Genomic DNA, 23490 nt, shown 5'->3' with positions numbered 1-23490 from the left:
GCGGTCAGCGCGCGGGGCCCATCAGCCAGTCCGGCACGACGGTCACGATCGCGGGGAAGGCGGTGATGAGCGCGATGCACACCACCAGGCAGCCGAAGAAGGGGATGGCGGCACGGGCGATGACGTTGCTGTCCCGGCCCGTCATGTTCTGCAGCACGAAGAGGTTGAAGCCGACCGGCGGCGTGACCTCGGCGATCTCCACCAGCAGGATGACGAAGATGCCGAACCACACCAGGTCGAAGCCGGCCTGCTGGACCATCGGCATCACCACCGCAGCGGTGAGCACGATCATCGAGATGCCGTCCAGCGCGGTGCCCAGCACCAGGTACACCACCACCAGCACCGCGATCAGCGCATAGCCCGGCAGGTGCAGGCTGCCCACCCATTCGGCGAGCTCGCGCGGGATGCCGGTGAAGGCCATGGTCTTCGTCAGGAAGGCCGCGCCGGCGAGGATGAACATGATCATGCAGCTGGTGCGGGCCGCGCCCAGCAGGCCGGCGCGGAAGCTGGCCCAGTTGAGCGAGCGGCTCCACAGCGCCAGCACCAGCGAACCCAGCACGCCGAAGGCCGCGCATTCGGTGGCCGTCGCCACGCCGGACACCAGCGCCCACAGGATGAAGACGATGAGCGCCGCGCAGGGGATGAGCTGGCGCGAGCGGCGCAGCTTCTCGGCCAGCGTGGTGGGCGGCTCGGCCGCCGGCATGCGCTGCGGGTGGCGCAGGCTCCACCAGGCGATGTAGCCGGAGAACAGCCCCATCAGCAGCAGCCCGGGCAGGAAGCCGGCCAGGAAGACGCGGATGATCGAGGCGTCGGCCGCCACGGCGTAGACCACCATGGTGATCGAGGGTGGGATGAGGATGCCCAGCGTGCCGGCGGTGGCCAGCGAGCCGAGCGCGATGCGCTCGTCGTAGCCGCGGCGGCGCAGCTCGGGCAGCGCCACCTTCGAGATGGTGGCGCAGGTGGCGGCCGACGAGCCCGACACCGAGCCGAAGATGCCGCAGCCCAGCACCGTGGTGTGGAACAGCCGGCCGGGGATGCGGTTGAGCCACGGCGCCAGGCCCTCGAACATCTCCTCGCTCAAGCGGGAGCGGAAGAGGATCTCGCCCATCCAGATGAACAGCGGCAGCGCCGCCAGCTCCCAGCTGGCGTTCGATTCCCAGAACGCCGAGAACAGGTTCATGCCGGGCTGGGTGCTGGTGAAGAAGGCCTGGCCGACCCAGCCGACGATGGCCAGCGTCATGGCGATCCACACCCCGCCGCCCAGCAGCAGGCACATCATCAGCAGCAGGCTGCCCCCGACCGTCAGCATGGTCATGTCCGCCCCCCGCCCGACGGGGACGTCGCTCGATCCCCCGCGGGGACGGCGGGCCGGCTTGGGAGCGGCCGGGCGCTCGGCCCGCCGGCGATGGTCGACACAGCGCGTCTCATGACTGTCCTTCAGAGGTCGGAGGAGAAGTCGCCGGCGGCGTGCCGCTCGGCCGTCAGCCGTTCGTAGGTGGGCATCGACCCGCGCGCCACCCCCACCCATTCGTCGATCACGGCGACCAGCAGCAGCAGCGAGCCGGCGGCGAAGCTGGACTGCGGTATCCAGATGGGGATGGGCAGCAGGCCCTGCGCCATCTCCTTGAAGCGCCAGCTGTCGAACGTGAAGCGACAGGCCCACCAGGCCAGGTAGGCCACCGACACCGCGGCGATGCCGAGCGTCGCCAGTTCGGCCCGGCGCCGCGCCGGCGGCGACAACGTTTCCAGCAGCAGGGACACGCGGACGAAGTCGCCATGGCGGAAGGCGCCGGCCATGGTCAGGAAGCCGGCCGCGGCGCACAGCCAGGCGACGAGGTCGTTGACCGCGCCGGTGCCGATGCCGAGCTGCCGGCCCACGCTCTGCCAGACCATCAGCAGCGCGATGAGCGCGATGCACACCGCCCCGGCCACCGCGCCGGCGGCGTACAGCCCGTCGAGGCCGCGGCGGAGCCGTCCGGCCCGCCGGGCCGACGTCGCCGCCGGCGACGACAGGGTGCTGGCATCGGCGGCCATGGCGGCGGCGGCGGCGGCGCTCACTTGCGGGCCGCGGCGGAGAAGGCCGACAGCACGCGCTGGCCGTCTTCGCCGGCGGTCTGCAGCCATTCGGCGCTCATGCGCTGGCCGATGGTCTTCAGCTCGCGCTTCAGGCCCTCGCTGGTCAGGTCCACCGTCATGCCCTTGGCCGCCAGCTCCTTCATGTACTCGGCGTCCTTCTGCTCGCTGAGCTGCCAGCCGCGCCTGGCGGCGTCGGCGGCCACCTTCAGCACGGCGTCCTGGGTCGCCTTGTCCAGCCCGTCGAAGGCGCGCTGGTTGACCACCACCGCGTTGCGCGGCAGCCAGGCGTTGACGTCGTAGAAATACTTGACGTGCTCGTACAGCTTGCTGTCCACGCCCGACGCGCTGGAGGTGAGGAAGTTCTGCACCGTGCCGGTGGCCAGGCCCTGCGGCAGCTCGGCCAGCTGGATGGTCACCGGCTGCGCGCCGACGATCTCGGCGATGCGCGCGGTGGCCGGGTTGTAGGCCCGCATCTTGGTGCCCTTGAGGTCGCTCATCGACGCCACCGGCTTGGCGGTGTACAGGCCCTGCGGCGGCCACGGCACGGTGTAGAGCAGCTTCAGCCCCTGCTCGCGCAGCACCTTCTCCAGCCCCGGGCGCGAGACCTCGTCCAGCCGCCGCGACTCGTCGTAGCTGGTGGCCAGGAACGGGATGGAATCGACGCCGAACAGCGGGTTCTCGTTGGCCGCGCTGGACAGGATGAACTCGCCGATGGCGGTCTGCCCCGACTGCACCGCGCGTTTGATCTCGTTGGCCTTGAACAGCGAGGCGCCGGGGTGGACCTGGATCTTCAGCTTGCCGGCGCTGGCCTTCTCGGCCTCGGCGGCGAACCATTGCAGGTTCTGCACCTGGAAGGTGTTGGCGTTGTAGCCGGAGGGCAGGTCCCACCGGGTCTGGGCCAGGGCGGTGGTCGCGGCCAGGGCCAGGGCAGCGCACAAGAGCTTCTTCATCGCGGACTCCTTTCGGAAGGTGGACAGGGCGGGAGACGGCGGCGGTGGTCAGGCGCTGCCGAGCCGGCGGTTGAGCAGGTCGGTGACCAGCATGGCGCCCGGCGCATGGGTGATGCAGAAGGCCGGCCGGGCGGCGGCCACCGCGGCCTGCGGCGTGACGCCGCAGGCCCAGAACACCGGTAGCTCGTCGGCCATCACCTCGACCGCGTCGCCGTAGTCGGGCCGCGACAGGTCGGCGATGCCGATCAGCGCCGGGTCGCCGAGGTGCACCGGCGCGCCGTGCACCTCCGGCGTGCGGCCGGTGATCTGCACTGCGCGGATGGCGTCGGCCGCCTTGAGCGGGCGCATGCTGACCACCATCGGGCCGAAGAAGGCGCCGGCACGCTGCGTGGCGACGTGGGTGCGGTACATGGCCACGTTGCGGCCCTGCTGCACATGGCGCAGCGGGATGCCGGCGGCCAGCAGCGCGTGCTCGAAGCTGAAGGAGCAGCCGATGACGAAGCTGACCAGGTCGTCGCGCCACAGCGCGCGCAGGTCGGTCGGTTCCGCCACCAGTTCGCCGTGGCGCCAGACGCGGTAGCGCGGCACGTCGGTGCGGAGGTCGAGGTCGGCGCCGAGCGTCGGCAGCGTGGGGTCGCCGGGCTCGGACACCGCCAGCAGCGGACAGGGCTTCGGGTTGCGCTGGCAGTAGCGCAGGAAGTCGCCGGCGTCGGCGGCCGCCAGCACCACCAGGTTGCCCTGCACCTGCTCGCGCGCCAGGCCGCTGGTGTGGCCGGTGAGCCGGCCCTGCCGGGCCGCGTGCCGCACGGCCAGGCCGCTGGACGCTTCATCGAGGACGGGGGTCTGGGACAAGCCGCTTCCTTGCTCGAACCGGTGGAGGAGCGGTCCGTGGCGGCATTGTGGAAAGTCGGTCCGGCCGGGCCAAACGCGAAATTTCTTGCTCAGCTCATCACTTTTTCGATGGCTTCCGGTCCGTGCCGACATAGGCCACGGCGGCGTCCAGCACCGACTGCACCACCACCGAGCCGGGGTCGTCGCGGAAGCTGGCGTAGATGGTCAGCGGCGTCAGCCCGGTGTCGCAGCGCAGGGTCTTCAGCGGCAGGTGGCGGGCCAGCCGCTCGGCCGCCGCGCGCGGCAGCGTGGCGATGCCGAAGCCGCCCTCGACCAGCTGCGACATGGCCGAGATGGAGGAGATGGAATGCACCCGCGGCAGCGCGGTGCCGGCGCGACGGAACAGCTCCAGCAGCGCCACGTGCGGCTGCGAGCCGCGCTGGAAGGTCATCAGGTCGAAGCCGGCCAGTTCGTCCAGCGTGTAGCGACGCCGGGTGTGCAGGGCCCGGTGGCCGACGAAGCTCATCTCCATGTCCGGCAGCGGGCGCACCCGCATGCCGGCGCCGCCGGCCGGCAGCGCGGCGAAGACCAGGTCCAGCGAGCCGCGCGCCACCTGGTCGGTCAGCACCGGCGTCATCTCCACCGTCAGGTCGAGCTGGAAGTCGGGGTGGCTGCGGCGCATCTGCTGCAGCCAGCCGGTGAGCCAGCTGTGCACCACCGACTCGATGGCGCCGATGCGCAGCTGCACCGGCGCCGCCGGCGCGTCACCGCCCATCTCGGACTTGATCTGCCGCTGCAGCGTCAGCAGCTGCTGCGCGAAGGCATGGAAGCGCAGCCCGGCGGCGGTGACGCGGAACTGCCGCGACCGCCGGTCGAGCAGCGCCGCGCCGAGTTCGGCCTCCAGCCCGGCGATGCGGCTGGACAGCGCGGACTGGGTGATGTGCAGCTTCTCCGCCGCCCGCGTGACGCTGTTGAGCGAGACCGCCCAGTAGTACGCCTCGACGAAGCGCAGGTTCATCGCCGCAGGCGCACCCGGGCCGCCGGCATCAGAACAGCCGCTCGGCCAGGAAGGCCAGGCTGCGGCCGTGCGCCAGGGCGGCGCTGGCCGGGTGGTAGCTGCCGCGCGCCCAGCAGTTGAAGCCGTGGTGCGCGCCGGGGTAGACGAAGACCTCGGCGGGCTTGCCGGCGAACGCCTGCCGCACCTTCTCCACCGCGGACAGCGGGATGTTGTCGTCCTGCTCGGCGTAGTGGAACTGCATCGGCGCGGTGATGCCCGCGGCCTTGTCCAGCTGGTCGTGGATGCCGCCGCCGTAGTAGGCCACCGCGGCGTCGACGTCGGTGGTGGCCGCGGCGCCGAAGGCCAGCCGGCCGCCCAGGCAGTAACCGATGGCGCCCACCTTGCGCCCGGCCGCCTCGGGCCGTGCGCGCAGCGCGGCGACGCTGTCGCGCACGTCGGCCATCAGCTGTTGCGGCTGCAGCGCCTTCATCATCGACATCGCCCGGTTGCGGTCTTCGCCGTCGTAGCCCAGTTCGACCCGCGGCTGCTGGCGCCAGAAGATGTCCGGCGCCAGCACGACGAAACCGTCCAGCGCGTACTGCTCGGCCACCGCGCGGATGTGCTCGTTGACGCCGAAGATCTCCTGGAACAGCACCAGGCCCGGGCCGGTGCCGGCCGGCGGCAAGGCGAGGTAGGCGTCGAAGGCACCGCCGTCGGACGACGGCAGGCGGATCCATTCGGCGGCGCGGGTCGGGCGGGTCGGGCTCATCGGGCGGTGCTCCTGCTGTGTTGACAAAGCGCAAGCCTAGCCGACGACACGGGCGCGATCGTTGCAGAGGGCGGCCACCGGCGAGGGTGGGCGAGCCTCTCGCGTCGAGATCTCCCCACACCGGCGCGTTCAAGCCGGGCAAGGCGTTGCCGATAGGCGCTTCATACCAACACCCCCTGGACGACGCATGCACCCGACGGCCCGCCCCACCGCCACGCGACCCAGCAGCAGCGCCATGCTGCCCTTCTTTCGCCACCACGGCGTCTGGGCGCCGGGGGTCCGGCTGTTCCGCAAGCTCGGCTTCCGGGCCAAGGCGCTGCTGGTGTCGCTGGCGTTCCTGTTGCCACTGCTGTTCCTGCTCAAGGCCTACCTCGACAACGTTGCCGCGGCGGTGGACTTCGCGCGCAAGGAGCGGGCCGGCGTCGAGACGCTGCGCCTGCTGGAGCCCTGGCTGATCGAGGCGCAACGGCAGCGCCGCCTGCTCCTGGGCGGCTCGTCGACCGGCCCGGACCTGGCGGCCATCCGGGCGCGCAAGGCCGCGGTGCTGCAGTTGGTCGAGCAGCGCCCCGCCGGGCTCGACTTCCGGCCGGCCCTGGTCCCGGCCCTGAAGGCGGACGAGGCGCTCGGCACCGGCGCGTCCACCGCGGCCGCGATGCAGGCCTACGTCGACGGCCTGCGCGACGCCCGCACCTCGGTGCTCGACGCCTCTCTGCTGTCGCTGGACCCGGAGCAGACCACCTACTACCTGATGTCGGTGTCGGCCATCGTCACCTTCGACGTCGTCGAGGCCATCTCCCATGCACGCGGCCTGGCCGGGTCGATGGGCCAGGGCGAGCCCGACCCGGCGCAGCTGCGGCGCCTGTATGCCCTGTGGAACCAGGCACGGGTGCAACTGGGTGACATCGAGGGGCAGCTGCGGCGTGCCGCGGACGGCCATCCGGAGGTGGCCAGGCTGCCGATGGCCGCCGCGCTCGACGCCAGCCGGCGCTTCCTCGACGCGGCGGAACGCGCCTGGTTCGGTGACCGCTTCGACGCCCAGACCGCCATGCTGGACGTGCCGGGGCAGGCCGCCGTCGACGCGCTGCGCGCGCTCTCCTCGGACGGCATGACGCTGCTGGACTCGCTGCTGGCCGACCGCATCGGCCACGACCTGCAGCGCCGCGATGCCACCTTGATCCTCACCGGCGTCTGCCTGCTCACCGCCGCCTACCTGTTCTACAGCTTCTACCTGGTGATGAACGGCGGGCTGGCCGAGGTGCGGCGCCACCTGGAAGCGATGACCAAGGGCGACCTCACCATGGCGCCCCGCCCCTGGGGCCGCGACGAGGCGGCCGACCTGATGAACAGCATGAAGGACATGCAGAGCTCGCTGCGCGGCATCGTGCTGGAGGTCCGGGCGGCCTCCGACGGCCTGGTCCACGCCAGCGGCGAGATCGCCGGCGCCTCGACGGACCTGAGCCGCCGCAGCGAGCAGGCCGCGGCCAGTCTGGAAGAGTCGGCATCGGCCATGCACCAGATCGCGTCCACGGTGGCGAGCACCGCCGACACCAGCCAGTCGGCCGCCGCCATCGCCAGCGCCAATGCGTCGGCCGCCACGGCGGGCAGCGAGACCATCGGCGAGGTCGTGCGCACCATGCACGGCGTGCAGGAGTCGTCGACCCGCATCGCCGACATCATCTCGGTGATCGACGGCATCGCCTTCCAGACCAACATCCTGGCGCTGAACGCCGCCGTGGAGGCGGCACGCGCGGGCGAGCACGGCCGCGGCTTCGCCGTCGTCGCCGCCGAGGTGCGCGCCCTGGCACAGCGATCGGCGCAGTCGGCGCGGGAGATCAAGACGCTCATCACCGACAGCGTGGGGCGGGTGGACGCCGGCGCCCGCGTGGTCGGCTCGGCCGGTGACCAGATGCGGTCGCTGCGCGACAACGCCGAGCAGCTGAAGGCGCTGATGTCCACCGTCTTCGAAGCGACCAAGGAACAGAGCGGCGGCGTGCACTTGGTGAGCGATTCGCTGGGGACGCTGGACCGGCAGACGCAGCAGAACGCGGCGCTGGTGGAAGAGACCGCAGCGGCGGCCGACAGCCTGCGCGAGCAGGCCCTGGCGCTGGCCGCACGGGTGGCGCGCTTCCGGGTCGACCCGGCCTGACGCGGCGCGGGCACGCCGTGCCCGCCGGCAGACCCGCCCTCGTTGGCGACAATGGCGCCGTCGTCGGCCGGGGCGTGCGGCAGGTGCCGCGGCCGCCCGGCCGAGCACCGGGCAGGACGCGTCGAACCCTCCGTGACTTGCGCCGTCCGGTCAGTCGTCATACAACACTGAACGGAAACCGCCCTGGCTGTCACGGCGGCGCCAACCGGAAGCAGCCCATGTCCAGCGTGATCCCGCCACCCCGACGCCGCCCCCGAACGCTGGCGCTCGACCTCGTCGACACCCTGGGCGAGCGCATCCGCGACGGCCGCTGGACGGAGGGCACCAAGCTGCCCACCGAGGCGGCCATCATGGCCGAGTTCGGTGTCAGCCGGACGGTGGTGCGCGAGGCCATCTCCAAGCTGCAGGCCAGCGGCATGGTGCAGACGCACCATGGCATCGGCACCTTCGTGCTCGGCCCGGGCGACACGCCCGGCTTCCGCATCGATGCCGACCAGATGGCCACGCTGCGCGACGTCATCGCCGTGCTCGAGCTGCGCATCGGGCTGGAGACCGAGGCCGCCGCGCTGGCCGCCGTGCGCCGCACCGACGCCAACCTCGCGGCCATGCGCGCCGCCCTCGCCGAACTGGAGTCGGCCATCGCGGCCGGCGCCGACGCGGTGGCCGCCGACTTCCAGTTCCACGTCGAGATCGCGCGGGCGACCCAGAACGCCCATTTCGCCGACCTGATGGCCACGCTCGGCCGCGACATCATCCCGCGCGCCCGCCTTCAGCAGGGGGCGTCGAAGGAGGTGCGCGGCCAGTACCTGCGCCGGGTCAACGCCGAGCACGACAGCATCCTCGTCGCCATCGTGGCGCAGGACCCGGAGGCCGCCCGCGCGGCCATGCGCACCCACCTGGCCAACAGCCGCGAGCGGCGCCGCCGCGCCCACGAGGCCGGCCCGGGCTGACGGCCGGCGACTTTTCTCACCGCCGGGACGGGCCGCCCCCGGCCGCCCGGCCATGGCGCCCATGCCGGGAACCGGACCCGGACACCGGGTTATCCCTTGTTCGTTGCGGGCCGGTCCAAGTTGTACGATGACATATGACGTTGCGGCCATACCGGCCCGCAAGCCCGGAGAACCGCCATGTCCCCCCAAGAGCTCCAGCGCGTGCTGCAGGCTGGCCTGCTGTCCTTTCCCCTCACCGACTTCGACGCCGATCTGCGCTTCGCGCCGACGCCCTATGCGGAGCGGCTCGAGTGGCTGCAGCCCTACGGCGCCTCGGCGCTGTTCGCCGCCGGTGGCACGGGTGAGTTCTTCTCGCTGGAGCCTGCCGAGTTCTCGCAGGTGGTCCAGGTGGCGCTGGACACCTGCCGCGGCCGCACCCCCATCCTGGCCGGCGCCGGCGCCGGCACCACGCTGGCCATCCGCTATGCGCAGGAGGCCGAGCGCCTGGGCGCCCAGGGGCTGCTGCTGCTGCCGCACTACCTGACCGAGGCCAGCCAGGAGGGCCTGGTCGCCCACGTCGAGGCGGTGTGCCGCAGCGTCAGGTTCGGCGTCGTCGTCTACAACCGCGGCGCCTGCCGGCTGACCCCGGCCAGCCTGCTGCAGCTGGCCGACCGCTGCCCCAACCTCATCGGCTTCAAGGACGGCGTCGGCGACATCGAGAAGTTCGTCGCCATCCGCCAGACGCTGGGCGACCGCTTCGCCTACCTCGGCGGCCTGCCGACGGCGGAGGTCTTCGCCGGCGCCTACAAGGCCATGGGCTGCCCGGTCTACTCCTCGGCGGTCTTCAACTTCATCCCGAAGACGGCGATGGACTTCTACAACGCCCATGCCGCCGGCGACGACGAGACCTGCAACCGCCTGATCCGCGACTTCTTCCTGCCCTACATCGCGCTGCGCAACCAGGGCGAGGGCTATGCGGTGTCCATCGTCAAGGCCGGGGCCACGATCGCCGGCCATTCCGCCGGCCCGGTGCGCCCGCCGCTGTCCGACCTCACCGCGGCCGAGGTCGAGCAGTTGCGCGCGCTGGTGGCCAAGCTCGGGCCGCAGTGAACGAGCCCGGTGACAAGACAGGAGACGACGAGATGACTTCGCCCTTCACGCCCGTTGCGCGCCCTGCGTCGACCGCCACCCGGCGACGCCTGCTGGGCGGCTTCTCTGCGGCCCTGCTGGCCGCCGCCCCGCTGTTCGCCGCCGCGCAGTCGTGGCCCGACAGGCCGGTGACCCTGGTGGTGCCCTTCCCCGCGGGCGGCTCCACCGACATGATCGCCCGCAGCCTGCCCGCCAAGCTGCAGGAGCGCTTCGGCCAGACCTTCGTCGTGGACAACCGCCCGGGGGCCACCGGCACCCTGGGCGCCGGGCAGGTCAAGCGCGCGCCGGCCGACGGCCACACGCTGCTGGTCGCGTCGCTCGGTCCCTACGTCATCGCGCCGCACCTGATCAAGAGCGTGCCGTACGACGCGCTGAAGGACTTCGACTACCTGACCGTCGCGGTGCAGGCGCCCAACGTGCTGGTGGTGCCGGCCGCGTCGCCGCAGCGCACGGTGGCCGACCTGCTGGCGGCCTTGAAGAAGCAGCCCGAGAAGCTGACCTTCGCCTCGTCGGGCAACGGTTCGTCCGACCACCTGACGGCGGAGCTGTTCTGGCTGCAGAGCGGCACCTCGGGCCTGCACGTGCCCTACAAGGGCGGCGCGCCGGCCATCAACGACCTGCTCGGCGGCGTGGTCGACGCGTCGTTCCAGAACATCAACGTCGTCACGCAACACGTGGCCTCGGGCAGGCTGCGCGCGCTGGCCATCACCGGCGACAAGCGCAGCCCGCTGCTGCCGCAGGTGCCCACGCTGGCCGAAGCCGGCGTGGCCGACGTCGACGTCTACTCCTGGCAGGCGGTGGCCGCACCTCGGGGCCTGCCGGCCGACGTCAAGCAGAAGCTGCACGCGGCGATGGTGGCGGCGTTGAACGACCCGGTGGTGAAGACGCGGCTGACCGACCTCGGCTTCGAGATCGTCGCCAACACGCCGGAGCAGTTCACCGCCTTCCAGCAGCGCGAGTTCGCGCGCTGGAAGCAGGTGATCGAGACGCGCAGGATCAGCGCGGATTGAGCCCGAGGTGAACAACACCCCCCGCATCCAATCCGTCCGCGCCGTGCCGGTGGCCGGGCGCGACAGCCTGCTGCTCAACCTGTCCGGCGGGCATGCGCCGTTCTTCACCCGCAACCTGCTGGTCGTCACCGATTCCGCCGGCCGCACCGGCGTCGGCGAGGTCCCCGGCGGCGAGGCCATCCGGCAGACGCTGGAGGACGCCGCGCCACTGCTCGAAGGCCAGAAGGTGGGCGACTGGCAGCGGCTGCTCAACGCCATGCGCCAGCGCTTCGCCGACCGCGACGCCGGCGGCCGGGGGCTGCAGACCTTCGACCTGCGCACCACCATCCATGCGGTGACGGCGGTGGAGTCGGCGCTGCTCGACCTGCTCGGCCAGCACCTGGAGGTGCCGGTGTGCGCGCTGCTCGGCGAAGGGCAGCAGCGCGACCGCGTGCCCATGCTGGGCTACCTGTTCTACGTCGGCGACCGGCAGAAGACAGGCCTGCCCTACGCCAGCGACCCCGACGCCGAGGATCCCTGGTGTCGCCTGCGTCACGAGGAAGCGATGACCCCGGCGGCCATCGTCGCCCTCGCCGAGGCCGCGCAGGCGCGCTACGGCTTCCAGGACTTCAAGCTGAAGGGCGGGGTGCTGCGCGGCGAGGAGGAGGTGGAGGCGGTCAAGGCCCTGAAGACGCGCTTCCCGCAGGCGCGCATCACGCTCGACCCGAACGGCGGCTGGTGGCTGAAGGACGCGGTGCGGCTGATGCGGGACCTGCACGGCACCCTCGCCTATGCCGAGGACCCCTGCGGCGCCGAAGGCGGCTTCTCCGGCCGCGAGGTGATGGCCGAGTTCCGCCGCGCCACCGGACTGCCCACCGCCACCAACATGGTGGCCACCGACTGGCGGCAGATGGTGCATTCGCTGTCGCTTCAGAGCGTGGACATCCCGCTCGCCGACCCGCACTTCTGGACGATGCAGGGCGCGGTGCGGGTGGCGCAGACCTGCCGCGACTTCGGCCTGACCTGGGGCTCGCATTCGAACAACCACTTCGACGTCTCGCTGGCCATGTTCACCCATGCCGCCGCCGCGGCGCCGGGCCGCATCACCGCCATCGACACGCACTGGATCTGGCAGGACGGCCAAGGCCTGACCGTCGAGCCGCTGCGCATCGTCGGCGGCGAGGTGGCGGTGCCCGCCGCGCCCGGCCTCGGCGTCACGCTCGACATGGCCCGGGTCGAGGCCGCGCACCGGCTCTACCAGGCGCACGGCCTGGGCGCGCGCGACGACGCCGTCGCCATGCAGCACGTCATCCCTGGCTGGACCTTCGACCCCAAGCGGCCCTGCATGGTGCGCTGACCACGACCACCACCGGAGCGGACGACAACGTGACGAACCCCAACGACCTGACCTCCCCCCGCGACGCGCGGCCCTCGGCCTGATGGCCGGGGCCGCCGCCGGCCTGTTCTCGCCCGCGACGTCGCGGGCGCAGGCCTGGCCCGGCCAGCCGCTGCGCATCGTCGTGCCGTACCCGCCGGGCGGTTCGTCGGACATCATCGCCCGCGCCATCGGCCAGCCGCTGGCCGAGGCGCTGAAGACCACGGTGGTGGTCGACAACAAGCCGGGCGCCAACGGCAACACCGGCACCGACTTCGTCGCCAAGTCGAAGGACGGGCACACGCTGCTGCTGTGCGACGTCGGCGCGCTGGCCATCAGCCCGTCGGTCTACACCCGGCTGCCCTTCGACCCGGCGAAGGACCTGCGCGGCGTCACCATGCTGGCCTACTCGCCCCACCTGCTGGTGGTGCACCCGTCGGTGCCGGCGAACAGCCTGGCCGAGCTGGTGGCCCTGTCGCACAGGCAGCCGCTGAACATGGCGGTGACGGCCATCGGCAGCGCGCCGCACCTGGCCGGCGTGGCGGTGGAACAGGCCACCGGCGCCAAGTGGACCTACATCCCCTACAAGGGCGGCGCGCAGGCCATCGGCGACACGGTGGCCGGCCAGACGCAGGTGCTGATGAACGGCATGCTGGCCACGCTGCCGCACGTGCAGGCGGGCAAGCTCAAGGTGCTGGCGGTGTCCAAGGGCAGCCGGGTGCCGCTGCTGGCGCAGGTGCCCACCGTCGCCGAGCAGGGCGTCGCGGGCTTCGAGTCCGGCACCTGGCAGGGCGTGCTGGTGCCGGCCTCGATGCCGGCGCCCCAGCTGGCGCGGCTGCAGGCCGAGCTGACCCGCATCATCCGCTCGCCGGAGGTGCGCGAGAAGCTGGTCAGCCAGGGCGCGGAGGTGCACACCATGACCCCGGCCGAGTTCGCCGCCTTCTTCGACCGCGAGCGCCGCCACTGGGCGCAGGTGGTCGCCAAGGCGGGCGTGAAGCTCGACTGAGCGACCATCCACCCCATGACCACCCCCACCGACCGCCCCCGCCTGCTGCAGCTCGGCCGCCTGCCGCCCTTCCTCGAGGGGCCGCTGGCCGAGGGCTACGACCTGCACCGCCTGGCCGACGAGGCCGACCCCGCCGCCTTCCTCGCCCGACACGGCGCGTCCTTCACCGGCGCCGTGACCTCGGCCGGCGTGGGGCTGGACGCGCCGACGCTGGCGGCCCTGCCGGCGCTGCGCGTCGTCTCCAGCATGGGCGTCGGCCTGGACCGGCTGGACCTGCCGTCGCTGGCCGCGCGCGGGGTGGCGGTGGGCTACACGCCCGACGTGCTGAACGACTGCGTGGCCGACACCGCGATGGCGCTGGTGCTGGCCGTCGCGCGCCGCGTCGTCGAGGCCGACCGCTTCGTGCGCGCAGGCCGCTGGGCGGCCGGCGACGGCTTCGGCCTCGGCCGCCGGGTCAGCGGCGCGAAGCTGGGCATCGTCGGCCTCGGCCGCATCGGCCGCACCATCGCCCGCCGCGCCGGCGGCTTCGACATGGCCATCCGCTACCACAGCCGCCGACCGGTGGCGGGCGTCGACTGGCCGCACGAGCCCTCGCTGGCCGCGCTGGCGGACTGGTGCGACTTCCTGGTGGTCATCACCGCCGGCGGTGCCGAGACCCGCCACCTGGTGAACGCCGAGGTGCTGGACGCGCTGGGCCCACGCGGCTTCCTCGTCAACGTCGCCCGCGGCTCGGTGGTCGACGAGGCGGCGCTGGTGCGTGCGCTGGCCGAACGCCGCATCGCCGGCGCCGGGCTCGACGTCTTCGAGGACGAGCCGCGGGTGCCGGAAGCGCTGTTCTCGCTCGACAACGTGGTGCTGCTGCCGCACGTCGCCAGCGCCACCGACGAGACGCGGCGCGCGATGGCGCAGCGCGTGCTCGACAACCTGGCCGGCTTCTACCGCGACGGCCGGCTGGTCTCCGCCGCCAGCTGACGCCGCTTCCTCCGAACCCTGCAACCGGACCCGCATGAACGCCAACTACATCGCCGGCGCCTGGACCGAGGGCGTGCGCGCCTACCGCAACATCAACCCGTCGGACACCCGCGACGTGATCGGCGAGTACGCCGTGGCCGACCGGGCGCAGGCGCTGCAGGCCGTGGCCGCCGCGCGCGCCGCGGCGCCGGCCTGGGGCCTGTCCACGCCGCAGCAGCGCTTCGACCTGCTCGACACCGTGGGCAGCGAGATCCTCGCCCGCAAGGCCGAACTGGGCGACCTGCTGGCGCGCGAGGAGGGCAAGACCCTGCCCGAGGCCATCGGCGAGGTGGCGCGCGCCGGCTCCATCTTCAAGTTCTTCGCCGGCGAGGCGCTGCGCCCGGGCGGCGAGGCGGTGGCCTCGGTGCGGCCGGGCGTCGGCGTCGAGGTGACGCGCGAGCCGGTGGGCGTGGTCGGCCTCATCACGCCGTGGAACTTTCCCATCGCCATCCCGGCGTGGAAGATCGCGCCGGCATTGGCCTGGGGCAACTGCGTGGTCTTCAAGCCGGCCGAGGTGGTGCCCGGCTGCGCCTGGGCGCTGGCGGAGATCCTCAGCCGGGCCCTGGCGCAGGCCGGTGCGCCGGCCGGCGTGTTCAACCTCGTCATGGGCCGCGGCTCGGAGGTGGGCGCGGTGCTGCTGGAGGACGGGCGCGTCGACGCCGTCAGCTTCACCGGCAGCGTGGCCACCGGCCAGCGCGTGGCGCAGGCCTGCGTCTCGCGCGGCGCCAAGGTGCAGCTGGAGATGGGCGGCAAGAACCCGTTCGTCGTGCTCGACGACGCCGACCTCGGCGTGGCGGTGGCCGCCGCGGTCAACAGCGGCTTCTTCTCCACCGGCCAGCGCTGCACCGCGTCGTCGCGGCTCATCGTCACCGACGGCATCCACGACCGCTTCGTGCAGGCCGTGGCCGAGCGGATGAAGACGCTGCGGGTGGACGACGCGCGCAAGCCCGGCACCGACATCGGCCCGGTGGTCGACGAGCACCAGCTGGCGCAGGACGTGAAGTACATCGGCATCGGCCGCGACGAGGGCGCGCGGCTGCTGGCCGGCGGCGAGGTGATCGAGCGCAACCCAGACGGCGCGCCCGGCTTCTACCTGCGCCCGGCGCTGTTCACCGACACCACCGCCGCCATGCGCATCAACCGAGAGGAGATCTTCGGCCCGGTGGTGAGCGTCCTGCGCGCGAAGGACTACGACGAGGCGCTGGCGCTGGCCAACGACACGCCGTTCGGCCTGGCCAGCGGCATCGCCACCACCAGCCTGAAGCACGCCACGCACTTCAAGCGCCACGCGCAGGCCGGCATGGTGATGGTCAACCTGCCCACCGCGGGCGTGGACTACCACGTGCCCTTCGGCGGCCGCAAGGGATCGAGCTACGGCCCGCGCGAGCAGGGCCGCCACGCCGCCGAGTTCTACACCACGGTGAAGACGGCCTACACCCAGGCCTGAGGACAACGCGGGCGGGCCCTAGACTGCGGCCATGCCCGCCGCCCGCCGCGACCCCGCCACCGCCGGTGCCGCGGCGGACGGCCGCCTCACCGGCCGGCTGTCGCTGCAGACGGCGCTGGGCGCGGTGCTGGACGAGCGCGGCGTGCGGCTGCTGGAGGCGATCGCCGAACACGGCGCGTTGAACCGCGCGGCGCGCACCGTGCCGCTGTCGTACAAGGCCGCGTGGGACATGCTGCAGGCGATGGACGCGCTGTCGCCGCAGCCGCTGGTCGAGCGCCACACCGGCGGCGCCGGCGGCGGCGGCATGCGGCTCACCGCCCAGGCGCGCCAGCTGGTGGCGCTGTACCGCGCCATGCAGAGCAGCCAGCAGGACGTGCTCGACCGGCTGCCGCCGTCGGTGCTGGACGAGGCGGCGGGCGGCGACGCCGCCTCGCCCGATGCCGCCACGCTGCGCGCGCTGCTGCGCCGGCTGCCGGTGAAGAGCAGCGCGCGCAACCAGCTGCCGGTGCAGGTGCAGGCGCTGCGGCCGCGCGGCGGCCTGGTCGACGTGGTGCTGCACTGGTCGGCGGGCGACGGCGACGCGGGCGACACACTGGTCGCCACCATCACCCCGGACGCCGCCACCGACATGGCGCTGGCGCCCGGCGCCACCGTGTTCCTGCTCGTCAAGGCGCCGTTGGTGCGGGTGCTGTCGCGCCGGCCGCCGGCCCGGCCCGGGCGCAACGTGCTGCCGGTGCAGGTGCGGTCGATCCAGCCGGGGTCGCAGCACTGCGCGCTGAGGCTGGGGGCCGGGCCCCGCCGGACACTGAGCGCGGTGCTGCCGCGTGACGAGGCCCGCGGCCTGGCGGTGGGCGATGCCGCGTGGGCGACGTTCGACGGCGGGCAGGCGGTGCTGCTGAGCTTTGCCTGAGCGGGGCGGCGCTCACATCAGCGCCACGCCCTTCACCTGCGCGACCAGTTCGTCACCGGCCCGCAGCGCCAGGCCGTCGGCGCTGCGGCGGGTGATGCGGGCCAGCAGGGGCTGCGAGCCGACGGCCAGTTCGACCAGCACGGTGTGCGGCCCCGCCTGCAGCGACCGCACGACCGCCGGCAGCAGGTTGAGGATGCTGGTCTGCCGCGGCCGTTCGCGCGCCAGGCTGACGTCGCGCGCCAGCACCCGCGCCCGCACCCGGTCGCCGACGTCCGCCCCGCCGTGCTGCCCGACCCACAGGTCGCCGCCGTCTAAGGCCAGCCGCAGCAAGCCGTAGGCCGCGTCGTGTTCGGCCACCACGGCCTCGATCACCACGCCGGCCTCGTCGGCCTGCGCCAGCGGCAGGTCGGGCCGGGCCAGCAGGGCGGTCACCGGGCCGGCGGCGCGCACCCGCCCCGCCTCCAGCAGGACCAGGTGGTCGGCCAGCCGCGCCACCTCGTCCAGCGCATGGGTGACGTAGACGATGGGCAGCGACAGGTCGCGGTGCAGGCGCTCCAGGTACGGCAGGATCTCCGCCTTGCGCGCGGCGTCGAGCGCGGCCAGCGGCTCGTCCATCAGCAGCAGGCGCGGCGCGGTGGCCAGCGCGCGGGCGATGGCCACCCGCTGGCGCTCGCCGCCCGACAGGGTGGCCGGCCGGCGGTCGAGCAGGGGGCCGATGCCGAGCAGTTCGACCAGCGGCGGCACGCCCCGCGCGGCGCGCCGCTGCGTCGCCGCCCGTATTCGATGTTGGCGCGCACGTCCAGATGCGGGAACAGCGCGGCCTCCTGGATCACGTAGCCCAACGGCCGGCGGTGGGTGGGCACGAAGGCGCCGGTGGCATCGTCCTGCCAGGTCTGGCCCTGCACCCGCACCCTGCCGGCGGCGCGCTCCAGCCCGGCCAGGGCCCGCAGCACCGTGGTCTTGCCGCAGCCCGACGGGCCGAACAGCGCGCTGACGCCGCGGCCGGGCAGCGCCAGGTCGACGTCCAGCGTGAAGCCCGTGCCGCGGGGCAGGGCCAGCGTCGCCTCGATCATGTCGCGGCGGCCTCGCGCGGCGGCCGGTTGACGCGGTACAGCAGCGCCAGCACGGCGACGGCGAACACCACCAGCCCGGCCGAGAGCCGGTGCGCGTCGGCGAATTCCAGCGCCTCCACATGGTCGTAGATGGCCACCGACAGCACCCGCGTCGCGCCCGGGATGTTGCCGCCCATCATCAGCACCACGCCGAACTCGCCCACCGTGTGCGCGAAGCCCAGCACCGCGGCGGTGACGAAGCCCGGCCGCGCCAGCGGCAGCACCACGCTGGCGAAGCGGTCCCAGGGCCCGGCGCGCAGCGTGGCCGCGGCCTCCAGCGTGCCGCGGGGCACGGCCTCGAAGGCCTGCTGCAGCGGCTGCACGACGAAGGGCAGCGAGTACACCGCCGAGGCCACCACCAGCCCGGTGAAGGTGAAGGGCAGCCGGCCCAGCCCGAGCGCCTGCGTGAGCTGCCCGACGGCGCCCTGCGGCCCGGTGAGCAGCAGCAGGTAGAAGCCGATCACCGTCGGCGGCAGCACCAGCGGCACCGCCACCAGCGACGACCACAGCGGCTTCCACCGCGAGGGCGTGCGCGCCAGCCACCACGCCAGCGGCGTGCCGATGGCCAGCAGCACGGCCGTGGTCGTCAAGGCCAGCCGTGCGGTGAGCCGCACCGCCAGCCAGTCGGCGTCCGTCAGCATGTGGACCCCTCGGCCGACGAATACGTCGCCCGGTCCCCCACGGGGACGTGGGCCGGCTTGGGAGCGGCCCGGCGCTCGGCCCACGCGCTCATCGGTACCCGTAGGCGCTGATCAGCGCCTTGGCCGGCGCCGTCTTCAGGAAGTCCAGCAGCGCGCGGGCGGCGGGGTTGCGTTCGCCGGCCTTGAGCAGCACCGCGTCCTGGCGGATCTCGGTGTGCAGGGTCGGCGGCACGCGCCACATCGAGCCGTCGACCGGCCTGCCCGGCAACGCGACCTGGGACAGCGCGACGAAGCCCAGCTCGGCGTTGCCGGTGGCGACGAACTGGAAGGCCTGGCCGATGCTCTCGGCGGTGACCAGCTTCGGCGTCAGCGGCGCGGCCAGCCCGCGGGCCTTGAGCACCTCCATCGCCGCCGCGCCATAGGGCGCGACCTTGGGGTTGGCGATGGCCAGGTGGCGGAAGCGGCCGCTCGCCAGCACCGCGCCCTGGTCGTCGACCAGCCCGGGCTGCGCGCTCCACAGCACGAGCTGGCCGACGGCGTAGGTGAAGGTGCTGCCGGCCACGCCATGGCCCTCGGCGACCAGCCGACGCGGCGTCTCGTCGTCGGCGGACAGCAGCACCTCGAAGGGGGCGCCGCCACCGGCGATCTGCGCATGGAACTTCCCCGTCGAACCGGCGGACAGCTTCAGCGTGTGGCCGGTGGCGGCCTTGAAGTCCTCGGCCAGCCGGGCCATCGGGCCGGCGAAGTTGGCGGCCACCGCGACGATGGCCTCGCCGGCCCGGGCCCCCAGCGTGGCGCAGGACAGCAGCACGGCGGCCAGCAGCCGCGGCGGGAGGGGCATCGGGACGCTCCGGCGAGTCGTTCTGTGGCGTTATATAGCGCGCAATATAGCGTAGGCCGTGCCGAGCCTCTGGCCCACCGCTGCCCCCGCCGCCCGGGGCGGCATGCCGAATGCCGCGCCGTGGTTCCATTCCCAGGAGTCCGCGCATGAGCATCTTCGGCAGCATCCTCAGCAAGATCCTTCCCGGCCGTCGCCAGGAGGCCGCGGCCGGCACGCCGGCGGCCACCGCCGGGGCCACGCCCGCCGGCGGCAGCGGTGGCACCACCGCCCCGGCGCCCACCGCCGCGCCCGTCACCCCCTCGCCGGCGGCGGCGCCGGTGGACGTGGAGGCGCTGCTCAACGACATGGCCGCCCGCAACGGCCAGAAGCTGAACTGGCGCACCTCCATCGTCGACCTGATGAAGCTGCTCGACCTGGACAGCAGCCTGGCCGCGCGCAAGTCGCTGGCGCAGGAGCTGCAGTACAGCGGCGACATGAACGACTCGGCCAGCATGAACATCTGGCTGCACAAGCAGGTGATGCGCAAGCTGGCCGAGAACGGCGGCAAGGTGCCGGCGGACCTGCGCGACTAGGGCCCGCCCAGCCGGCACCCGGCGGGGAGTCCTCCCTCAGCCGGCGCGGCCGGCGCCCTCGGCGTCGGCCAGGCGCTTCAGGATGCGGCGCATCAGCAGGCCGGGGCGGTCGGGGCCGAAGCTCAGCTCCGGCGGCACGCCGTCCAGCCGGTCGTAGGTCTGCTGGATCCAGGTCAGCGCGTCGACGTCCTCCCGGTAGGCCTTGGTCGAGGCCTCCTGCAGGTAGCGGCTGGCCTCGTCGTCGTCGAGCCCGAAGTCGCGGCTGTTGAACCACCAGTAGTGGATGCTGTTCTGCCGCTCGGGCGTGAAGACGTGGGTGATGTTCACGCGGTAGACCTCGCGCTCGCCCGGCCGCGGCTCGCGGTTGACGATGCTGGCGTGGGCGATGTGCCCCGCCGGCGAGAAGAAGCGGCTGTCCGAGTGTCGGTCCACCGGCCGGCCCATCAGCTTCATCGGCACGCCGTAGATCGGCGGCGGCGGCGAGTCGATCAGGGCGCGCGTCAGGTGCACCTGGTCACCCTCCTCCTCGACCTGCAGCTCGGAGCGGGCGTAGGCCGGCGTGCCGACGCTGTCGGCGTGCAGCACCGAGAAATGCGTCTGGTCGAGCAGGTTCTCGTGCATGGCCACGTAGTTGGCGGCCATCGGCAGCTCGCCGGTCACGGTGGCCCAGTCGGGCGCGGCCAGCCACGGCATCGCGGGCACCAGCGCCGGGTCGGCCAGCGCCCGGTCGCCCATCCACACCCACACCAGCGGGCCCTGCTCGACCACCGGGTAGCTGGTCACCCGCGCATGCGAGGGCGCCCGCGCCAGCGAGGGCATGCCCACGCACTGGCCGCTGGGGTCGTAACGCATGCCGTGGTAGCCGCAGACCACCACGTCGCCGTCCAGCCGGCCGCGCGACAGCGGGAAGGAGCGGTGCACGCAGCGGTTGTCCAGCACCACCGGCGTGCCGTCCTCGCGGCGGTACAGCACCACCGTCGTGTCCAGCAGCACCCGCTCGCGCAGCGTGCGGCCGAAGTCGCTGCTGCGGCCGGCGACGTACCAGCAGTTGCGGACCAGCGGCGTGCGGTGGTCGGCCATCGCAGGGCGGGCGGACGGTGCTGTGGCGGGCGCGGTGGCGTGGGCGGTGGCTTCGACGGTGGGAATGGCGGCCATGGGGTGCTCCTGACGGGTCGGACGGCCCTCACTTTATTGAGCCGATGTCGTGGGCAGTGACGCTATTTCGCGCGATCATCTTTCTCGTTCTGGAACAGAAGACTTCCGCATGGACCTCGTCACCAACCTGCGCGCCTTCGCCGAGGTGGTGCGCAGCGGCAGCTTCTCGCAGGCGGCGCGGCAGCTGAACGTCGTGCCCTCGGTGGTGGCCAAGCGCATCGCGCAGCTGGAGAAGACCACCGGGGCGCGGTTGTTCGACCGCACCACCCGCTCGGTGCGGCTGACCGAGGCCGGCGAGCAGCTGCTGCGCAAGGTGTCGCCGCTGCTGACCGAGTTCGACGAGGTGGTGACCAGCCTGCAGCGCGAGGACGGCGCGCTGGAGGGGCACCTGCGGCTGATGGCGCCGACCACGCTGACGATGGTGCACCTGGGCGCGCTGCTGGACCAATTCCTCGCGCTGCACCCGCGGCTGACGATGGAGGTGTCGCTGGTCGACCGCGCCACCAACCCGCGCGACGGCGAGTACGACCTGGCCATCAGCGGCCGGGCCGCCAGCTACGACGGGGTGGAGGAGGTCCCGCTGTGGCCGGCGCGGGTGCTGCTGTGCGCAGCGCCCGCCTACCTGGCCGCGGCCGGCACGCCGACCCACCCGCGCGAGCTGCTGCAGCACGCCTGCCTGGTCTTCAAGCCCTACGGCAGCGCCTGGACCTTCCGCGGCCCGCGCGGGCAGACGCAGACGCTGGAGGTGCAGCCGCGCTTCACGGTGGACGACAACCGCACGCTGCTGCTGTCCTGCGCCGCCGGCCGCGGGCTGGCGGTGCTGCCGCGCTACGTCTGCGCCGGCGCCATCGCCGCCGGCCGGCTGGTGCCGGTGCTGCCCGACTGGCCCATCCCCGACGGCTGGTTCAAGGCCTACGTGCCGCGACGGCGGCTGAAGGTGGCCCGCGTGAACGCGCTGCTGCAGTGGCTCAAGCCCGCGCTCGACCTCGACGCGGTGGAGGCGGAACCCGACCTGCGCTGACCCCCGACGCCGGCTCGCCTGCAGCCGATCGCGGATCGGCCTATCATCGCGTTCAAACTTGCATATGCAAGCGTTCAGCGACGGCCTCCCGGCCCCGGAGAGCGACCATGCCACCCAGCGCCGAAGCGCCACCCCGACAGGACCTGGACCCGCGCACCCGCCGCCTGCTGGAAGGGCCGATCGCGCCGACGCTGCTGCGGCTGGGGGCGCCCAACGTGCTGGTGATGGGGGCGCAGGCGGCCACCGGCCTGATCGAGACCTGGTTCATCGGCCGCCTGGGCGCCGATGCGCTGACCGGGGTGGCGCTGGTCTTCCCGCTGGTGATGCTGATGCAGATGATGTCCGCCGGCGCCGTGGGCGGCGGCATCGCCTCGGCCATCGCCCGCGCGCTGGGCGCGCGGCGGCGCGACGACGCCGACGCGCTGGCGCTGCACGCGGTCGTGCTGTCGCTGGGCTTCGGCCTGGCCTTCACCCTCGCCGCCTGGGCCTTCGGGCAGGTGCTCTACAGCCGCATGGGCGGCGTGGGCGGCTCGCTGGCGGCGGCACTGACGTATTCGCACTGGATCTTCGGCGGCGCCATGCTGGTCTGGCTGTTCAACGCGCTGGCCTCGGTGCTGCGCGGCGCCGGCAACATGCTGACGCCGGCGGTCGTGACCGTGGCCGGCACGGTGCTGCTGACCGGCCTGGCGCCGGCGCTCATCTTCGGCATCGGGCCGATCCCGGCGATGGGCATCGCCGGCGGCGCGCTGTCCTTCCTGCTGTACTACCTCGGCGGCACGCTGTGGCTCGGCGCCCACCTGCTGGCGGGACGCAGCGTGGTGCGGCCACGCTGGCGCGGCGCACGCTGGCGGCCGGACCTGGCGCGCGACATCCTGCGCGTGGGCATGGCCGGCGCCATCTCCACCGTGGCCACCAACGTCGCCATCGGCCTGGCCACCGCGCTGACCGGCGGCTTCGGCCCGCTGGCCGTGGCCGGCTACGGCACGGCGGCGCGCCTGGAGTACCTGCTGGTGCCGCTGGTCTTCGGCCTCGGCGGACCGCTGGTGGCCATGGTCGGCACCTGCATCGGCGCCGGCCAGCGCCGACGCGCGCTGCAGGCCACCTGGATCGCGACCGGGCTGGTGCTGGTCATGACCGAGGCCATCGGCCTGGCGGCCGCCGCGTTCCCCCACCTGTGGCTGGGCCTGTTCAGCCAGGAGCCGCAGGTCCTCGACGCCGGCAGCCGCTACCTGCGCATCGTCGGCCCGACCTACGGCCTGTTCGGCGTCGGCCTGCTGCTGTACTTCGCCTCCCAGGGCGCCGGCCGGCTGAAGTGGCCGGTGATCGGCAACCTGGTGCGGGTGGCGGTCGCCGGCGTCGGCGGCTGGCTGGCGCTGCGCGCCGGCTGGGGCCTGACGGGCGTCTTCGCGGCGCAGGCGGCGGCGCTGGTGGTCTACGGGTTGATCAACGCGGCGGCCATCGCCGGCGGCGCCTGGTTCGGCGCGCTCGGTTGGCCGGCGACCCCCGCGCGGCTGGCGCACCGGCTGAAGCTGGGCTGAGCCGCCGCTGTCTAGACTGTGCGGC

At 73.2% G+C, this 23490-nt stretch carries 21 protein-coding genes and 1 pseudogene; 12 read left to right on the top strand and 10 right to left on the bottom strand.

Features of this window, described 5'->3' with window-relative positions:
- Positions 1-4: 4 nt before the first annotated feature.
- From LRS07_RS07880 to LRS07_RS07855, 6 genes are all read right to left on the bottom strand, one after another.
- On the bottom strand, positions 5-1315 hold the full coding sequence (locus tag LRS07_RS07880) for a TRAP transporter large permease (protein ID WP_260501386.1): 1311 nt from the start codon (positions 1313-1315) through the stop codon (positions 5-7).
- Between the two features lie 122 nt (positions 1316-1437).
- Complete coding sequence (locus LRS07_RS07875; protein ID WP_260501385.1) at positions 1438-2058, bottom strand: TRAP transporter small permease; 621 nt, start codon at positions 2056-2058, stop codon at positions 1438-1440.
- Entirely contained in the window at positions 2055-3026 is a 972-nt protein-coding gene (locus LRS07_RS07870; protein WP_260501384.1) for a TRAP transporter substrate-binding protein, read from the bottom strand. The genes LRS07_RS07875 and LRS07_RS07870 overlap by 4 nt, the downstream gene beginning before the upstream one ends.
- A gap of 48 nt (positions 3027-3074) precedes the next feature.
- The gene (locus LRS07_RS07865; protein WP_260501383.1) at positions 3075-3878 is read right to left on the bottom strand and encodes a putative hydro-lyase; all 804 of its coding nucleotides are present in this window, start codon (positions 3876-3878) and stop codon (positions 3075-3077) included.
- Between the two features lie 97 nt (positions 3879-3975).
- Complete coding sequence (locus LRS07_RS07860; RefSeq protein WP_260501382.1) at positions 3976-4875, bottom strand: LysR family transcriptional regulator; 900 nt, start codon at positions 4873-4875, stop codon at positions 3976-3978.
- 28 nt (positions 4876-4903) lie between these two features.
- The gene (locus LRS07_RS07855; RefSeq protein ID WP_260501381.1) at positions 4904-5623 is read right to left on the bottom strand and encodes a dienelactone hydrolase family protein; all 720 of its coding nucleotides are present in this window, start codon (positions 5621-5623) and stop codon (positions 4904-4906) included.
- A 235-nt stretch (positions 5624-5858) separates the two neighbouring features.
- Between LRS07_RS07855 and LRS07_RS07850 the strand changes: the two genes are divergently transcribed.
- From LRS07_RS07850 to LRS07_RS07810, 9 genes are all read left to right on the top strand, one after another.
- Positions 5859-7769 (top strand): methyl-accepting chemotaxis protein, encoded by a 1911-nt coding sequence (locus LRS07_RS07850; protein WP_260501380.1) that lies wholly within the window; start codon positions 5859-5861, stop codon positions 7767-7769.
- Between the two features lie 218 nt (positions 7770-7987).
- Entirely contained in the window at positions 7988-8719 is a 732-nt protein-coding gene (locus LRS07_RS07845; RefSeq protein ID WP_260501379.1) for a FadR/GntR family transcriptional regulator, read from the top strand.
- 177 nt (positions 8720-8896) lie between these two features.
- Entirely contained in the window at positions 8897-9808 is a 912-nt protein-coding gene (kdgD, locus tag LRS07_RS07840; RefSeq protein ID WP_260501378.1) for a 5-dehydro-4-deoxyglucarate dehydratase, read from the top strand.
- Between the two features lie 32 nt (positions 9809-9840).
- Positions 9841-10857 carry a Bug family tripartite tricarboxylate transporter substrate binding protein gene (locus LRS07_RS07835; RefSeq protein WP_260501377.1) on the top strand — a complete coding sequence of 339 codons (1017 nt, stop codon included), beginning with the start codon at positions 9841-9843 and terminating at the stop codon, positions 10855-10857.
- 7 nt (positions 10858-10864) lie between these two features.
- Complete coding sequence (locus LRS07_RS07830; RefSeq protein ID WP_260501376.1) at positions 10865-12193, top strand: enolase C-terminal domain-like protein; 1329 nt, start codon at positions 10865-10867, stop codon at positions 12191-12193.
- A gap of 82 nt (positions 12194-12275) precedes the next feature.
- Positions 12276-13217, top strand: a complete 942-nt coding sequence (locus tag LRS07_RS07825) for a Bug family tripartite tricarboxylate transporter substrate binding protein (RefSeq protein WP_260501375.1) — start codon at positions 12276-12278, stop codon at positions 13215-13217.
- A gap of 15 nt (positions 13218-13232) precedes the next feature.
- Complete coding sequence (locus LRS07_RS07820; RefSeq protein ID WP_260501374.1) at positions 13233-14189, top strand: 2-hydroxyacid dehydrogenase; 957 nt, start codon at positions 13233-13235, stop codon at positions 14187-14189.
- Positions 14190-14223: 34 nt separating this feature from the next.
- On the top strand, positions 14224-15675 hold the full coding sequence (locus tag LRS07_RS07815; RefSeq protein WP_260501373.1) for an aldehyde dehydrogenase family protein: 1452 nt from the start codon (positions 14224-14226) through the stop codon (positions 15673-15675).
- 31 nt (positions 15676-15706) lie between these two features.
- The gene (locus LRS07_RS07810; RefSeq protein ID WP_260501372.1) at positions 15707-16585 is read left to right on the top strand and encodes a TOBE domain-containing protein; all 879 of its coding nucleotides are present in this window, start codon (positions 15707-15709) and stop codon (positions 16583-16585) included.
- A 12-nt stretch (positions 16586-16597) separates the two neighbouring features.
- Here the strand turns inward: LRS07_RS07810 and modC are convergent.
- The 3 genes and pseudogenes from modC to modA all read right to left on the bottom strand — a co-directional run bounded on the left by modC (position 16598) and on the right by modA (position 19179).
- Positions 16598-17658: pseudogene (gene modC / locus LRS07_RS07805) on the bottom strand (molybdenum ABC transporter ATP-binding protein).
- Entirely contained in the window at positions 17655-18338 is a 684-nt protein-coding gene (gene modB, locus LRS07_RS07800) for a molybdate ABC transporter permease subunit (RefSeq protein WP_260501371.1), read from the bottom strand. Before modB ends, modC begins: the two are co-directional and overlap by 4 nt.
- Before the next feature lie 88 nt (positions 18339-18426).
- The gene (gene modA, locus LRS07_RS07795) at positions 18427-19179 is read right to left on the bottom strand and encodes a molybdate ABC transporter substrate-binding protein (RefSeq protein WP_260501370.1); all 753 of its coding nucleotides are present in this window, start codon (positions 19177-19179) and stop codon (positions 18427-18429) included.
- Between the two features lie 146 nt (positions 19180-19325).
- Here modA and LRS07_RS07790 point away from each other — a divergent pair, with 146 nt between their 5' ends.
- Positions 19326-19751, top strand: coding sequence for a DUF3597 domain-containing protein (locus LRS07_RS07790; protein ID WP_260501369.1), 426 nt, complete (start codon positions 19326-19328; stop codon positions 19749-19751).
- A gap of 36 nt (positions 19752-19787) precedes the next feature.
- On the opposite strand, the gene LRS07_RS07785 is transcribed toward LRS07_RS07790, so the two are convergent.
- Positions 19788-20906: a Rieske 2Fe-2S domain-containing protein gene (locus LRS07_RS07785; protein WP_260501368.1), complete on the bottom strand. Its 1119-nt coding sequence runs from the start codon at positions 20904-20906 to the stop codon at positions 19788-19790.
- A gap of 109 nt (positions 20907-21015) precedes the next feature.
- Here LRS07_RS07785 and LRS07_RS07780 point away from each other — a divergent pair, with 109 nt between their 5' ends.
- Positions 21016-21927, top strand: coding sequence for a LysR family transcriptional regulator (locus LRS07_RS07780; protein ID WP_260501367.1), 912 nt, complete (start codon positions 21016-21018; stop codon positions 21925-21927).
- A gap of 107 nt (positions 21928-22034) precedes the next feature.
- Positions 22035-23465, top strand: a complete 1431-nt coding sequence (locus LRS07_RS07775) for an MATE family efflux transporter (protein ID WP_260501366.1) — start codon at positions 22035-22037, stop codon at positions 23463-23465.
- Positions 23466-23490 lie beyond the last annotated feature (25 nt).

This window comes from Aquabacterium sp. J223 (assembly GCF_024666615.1).
Taxonomy (GTDB): Bacteria; Pseudomonadota; Gammaproteobacteria; order Burkholderiales; family Burkholderiaceae_C; genus J223.
This window is presented reverse-complemented; position numbering and strand designations above follow the sequence as displayed.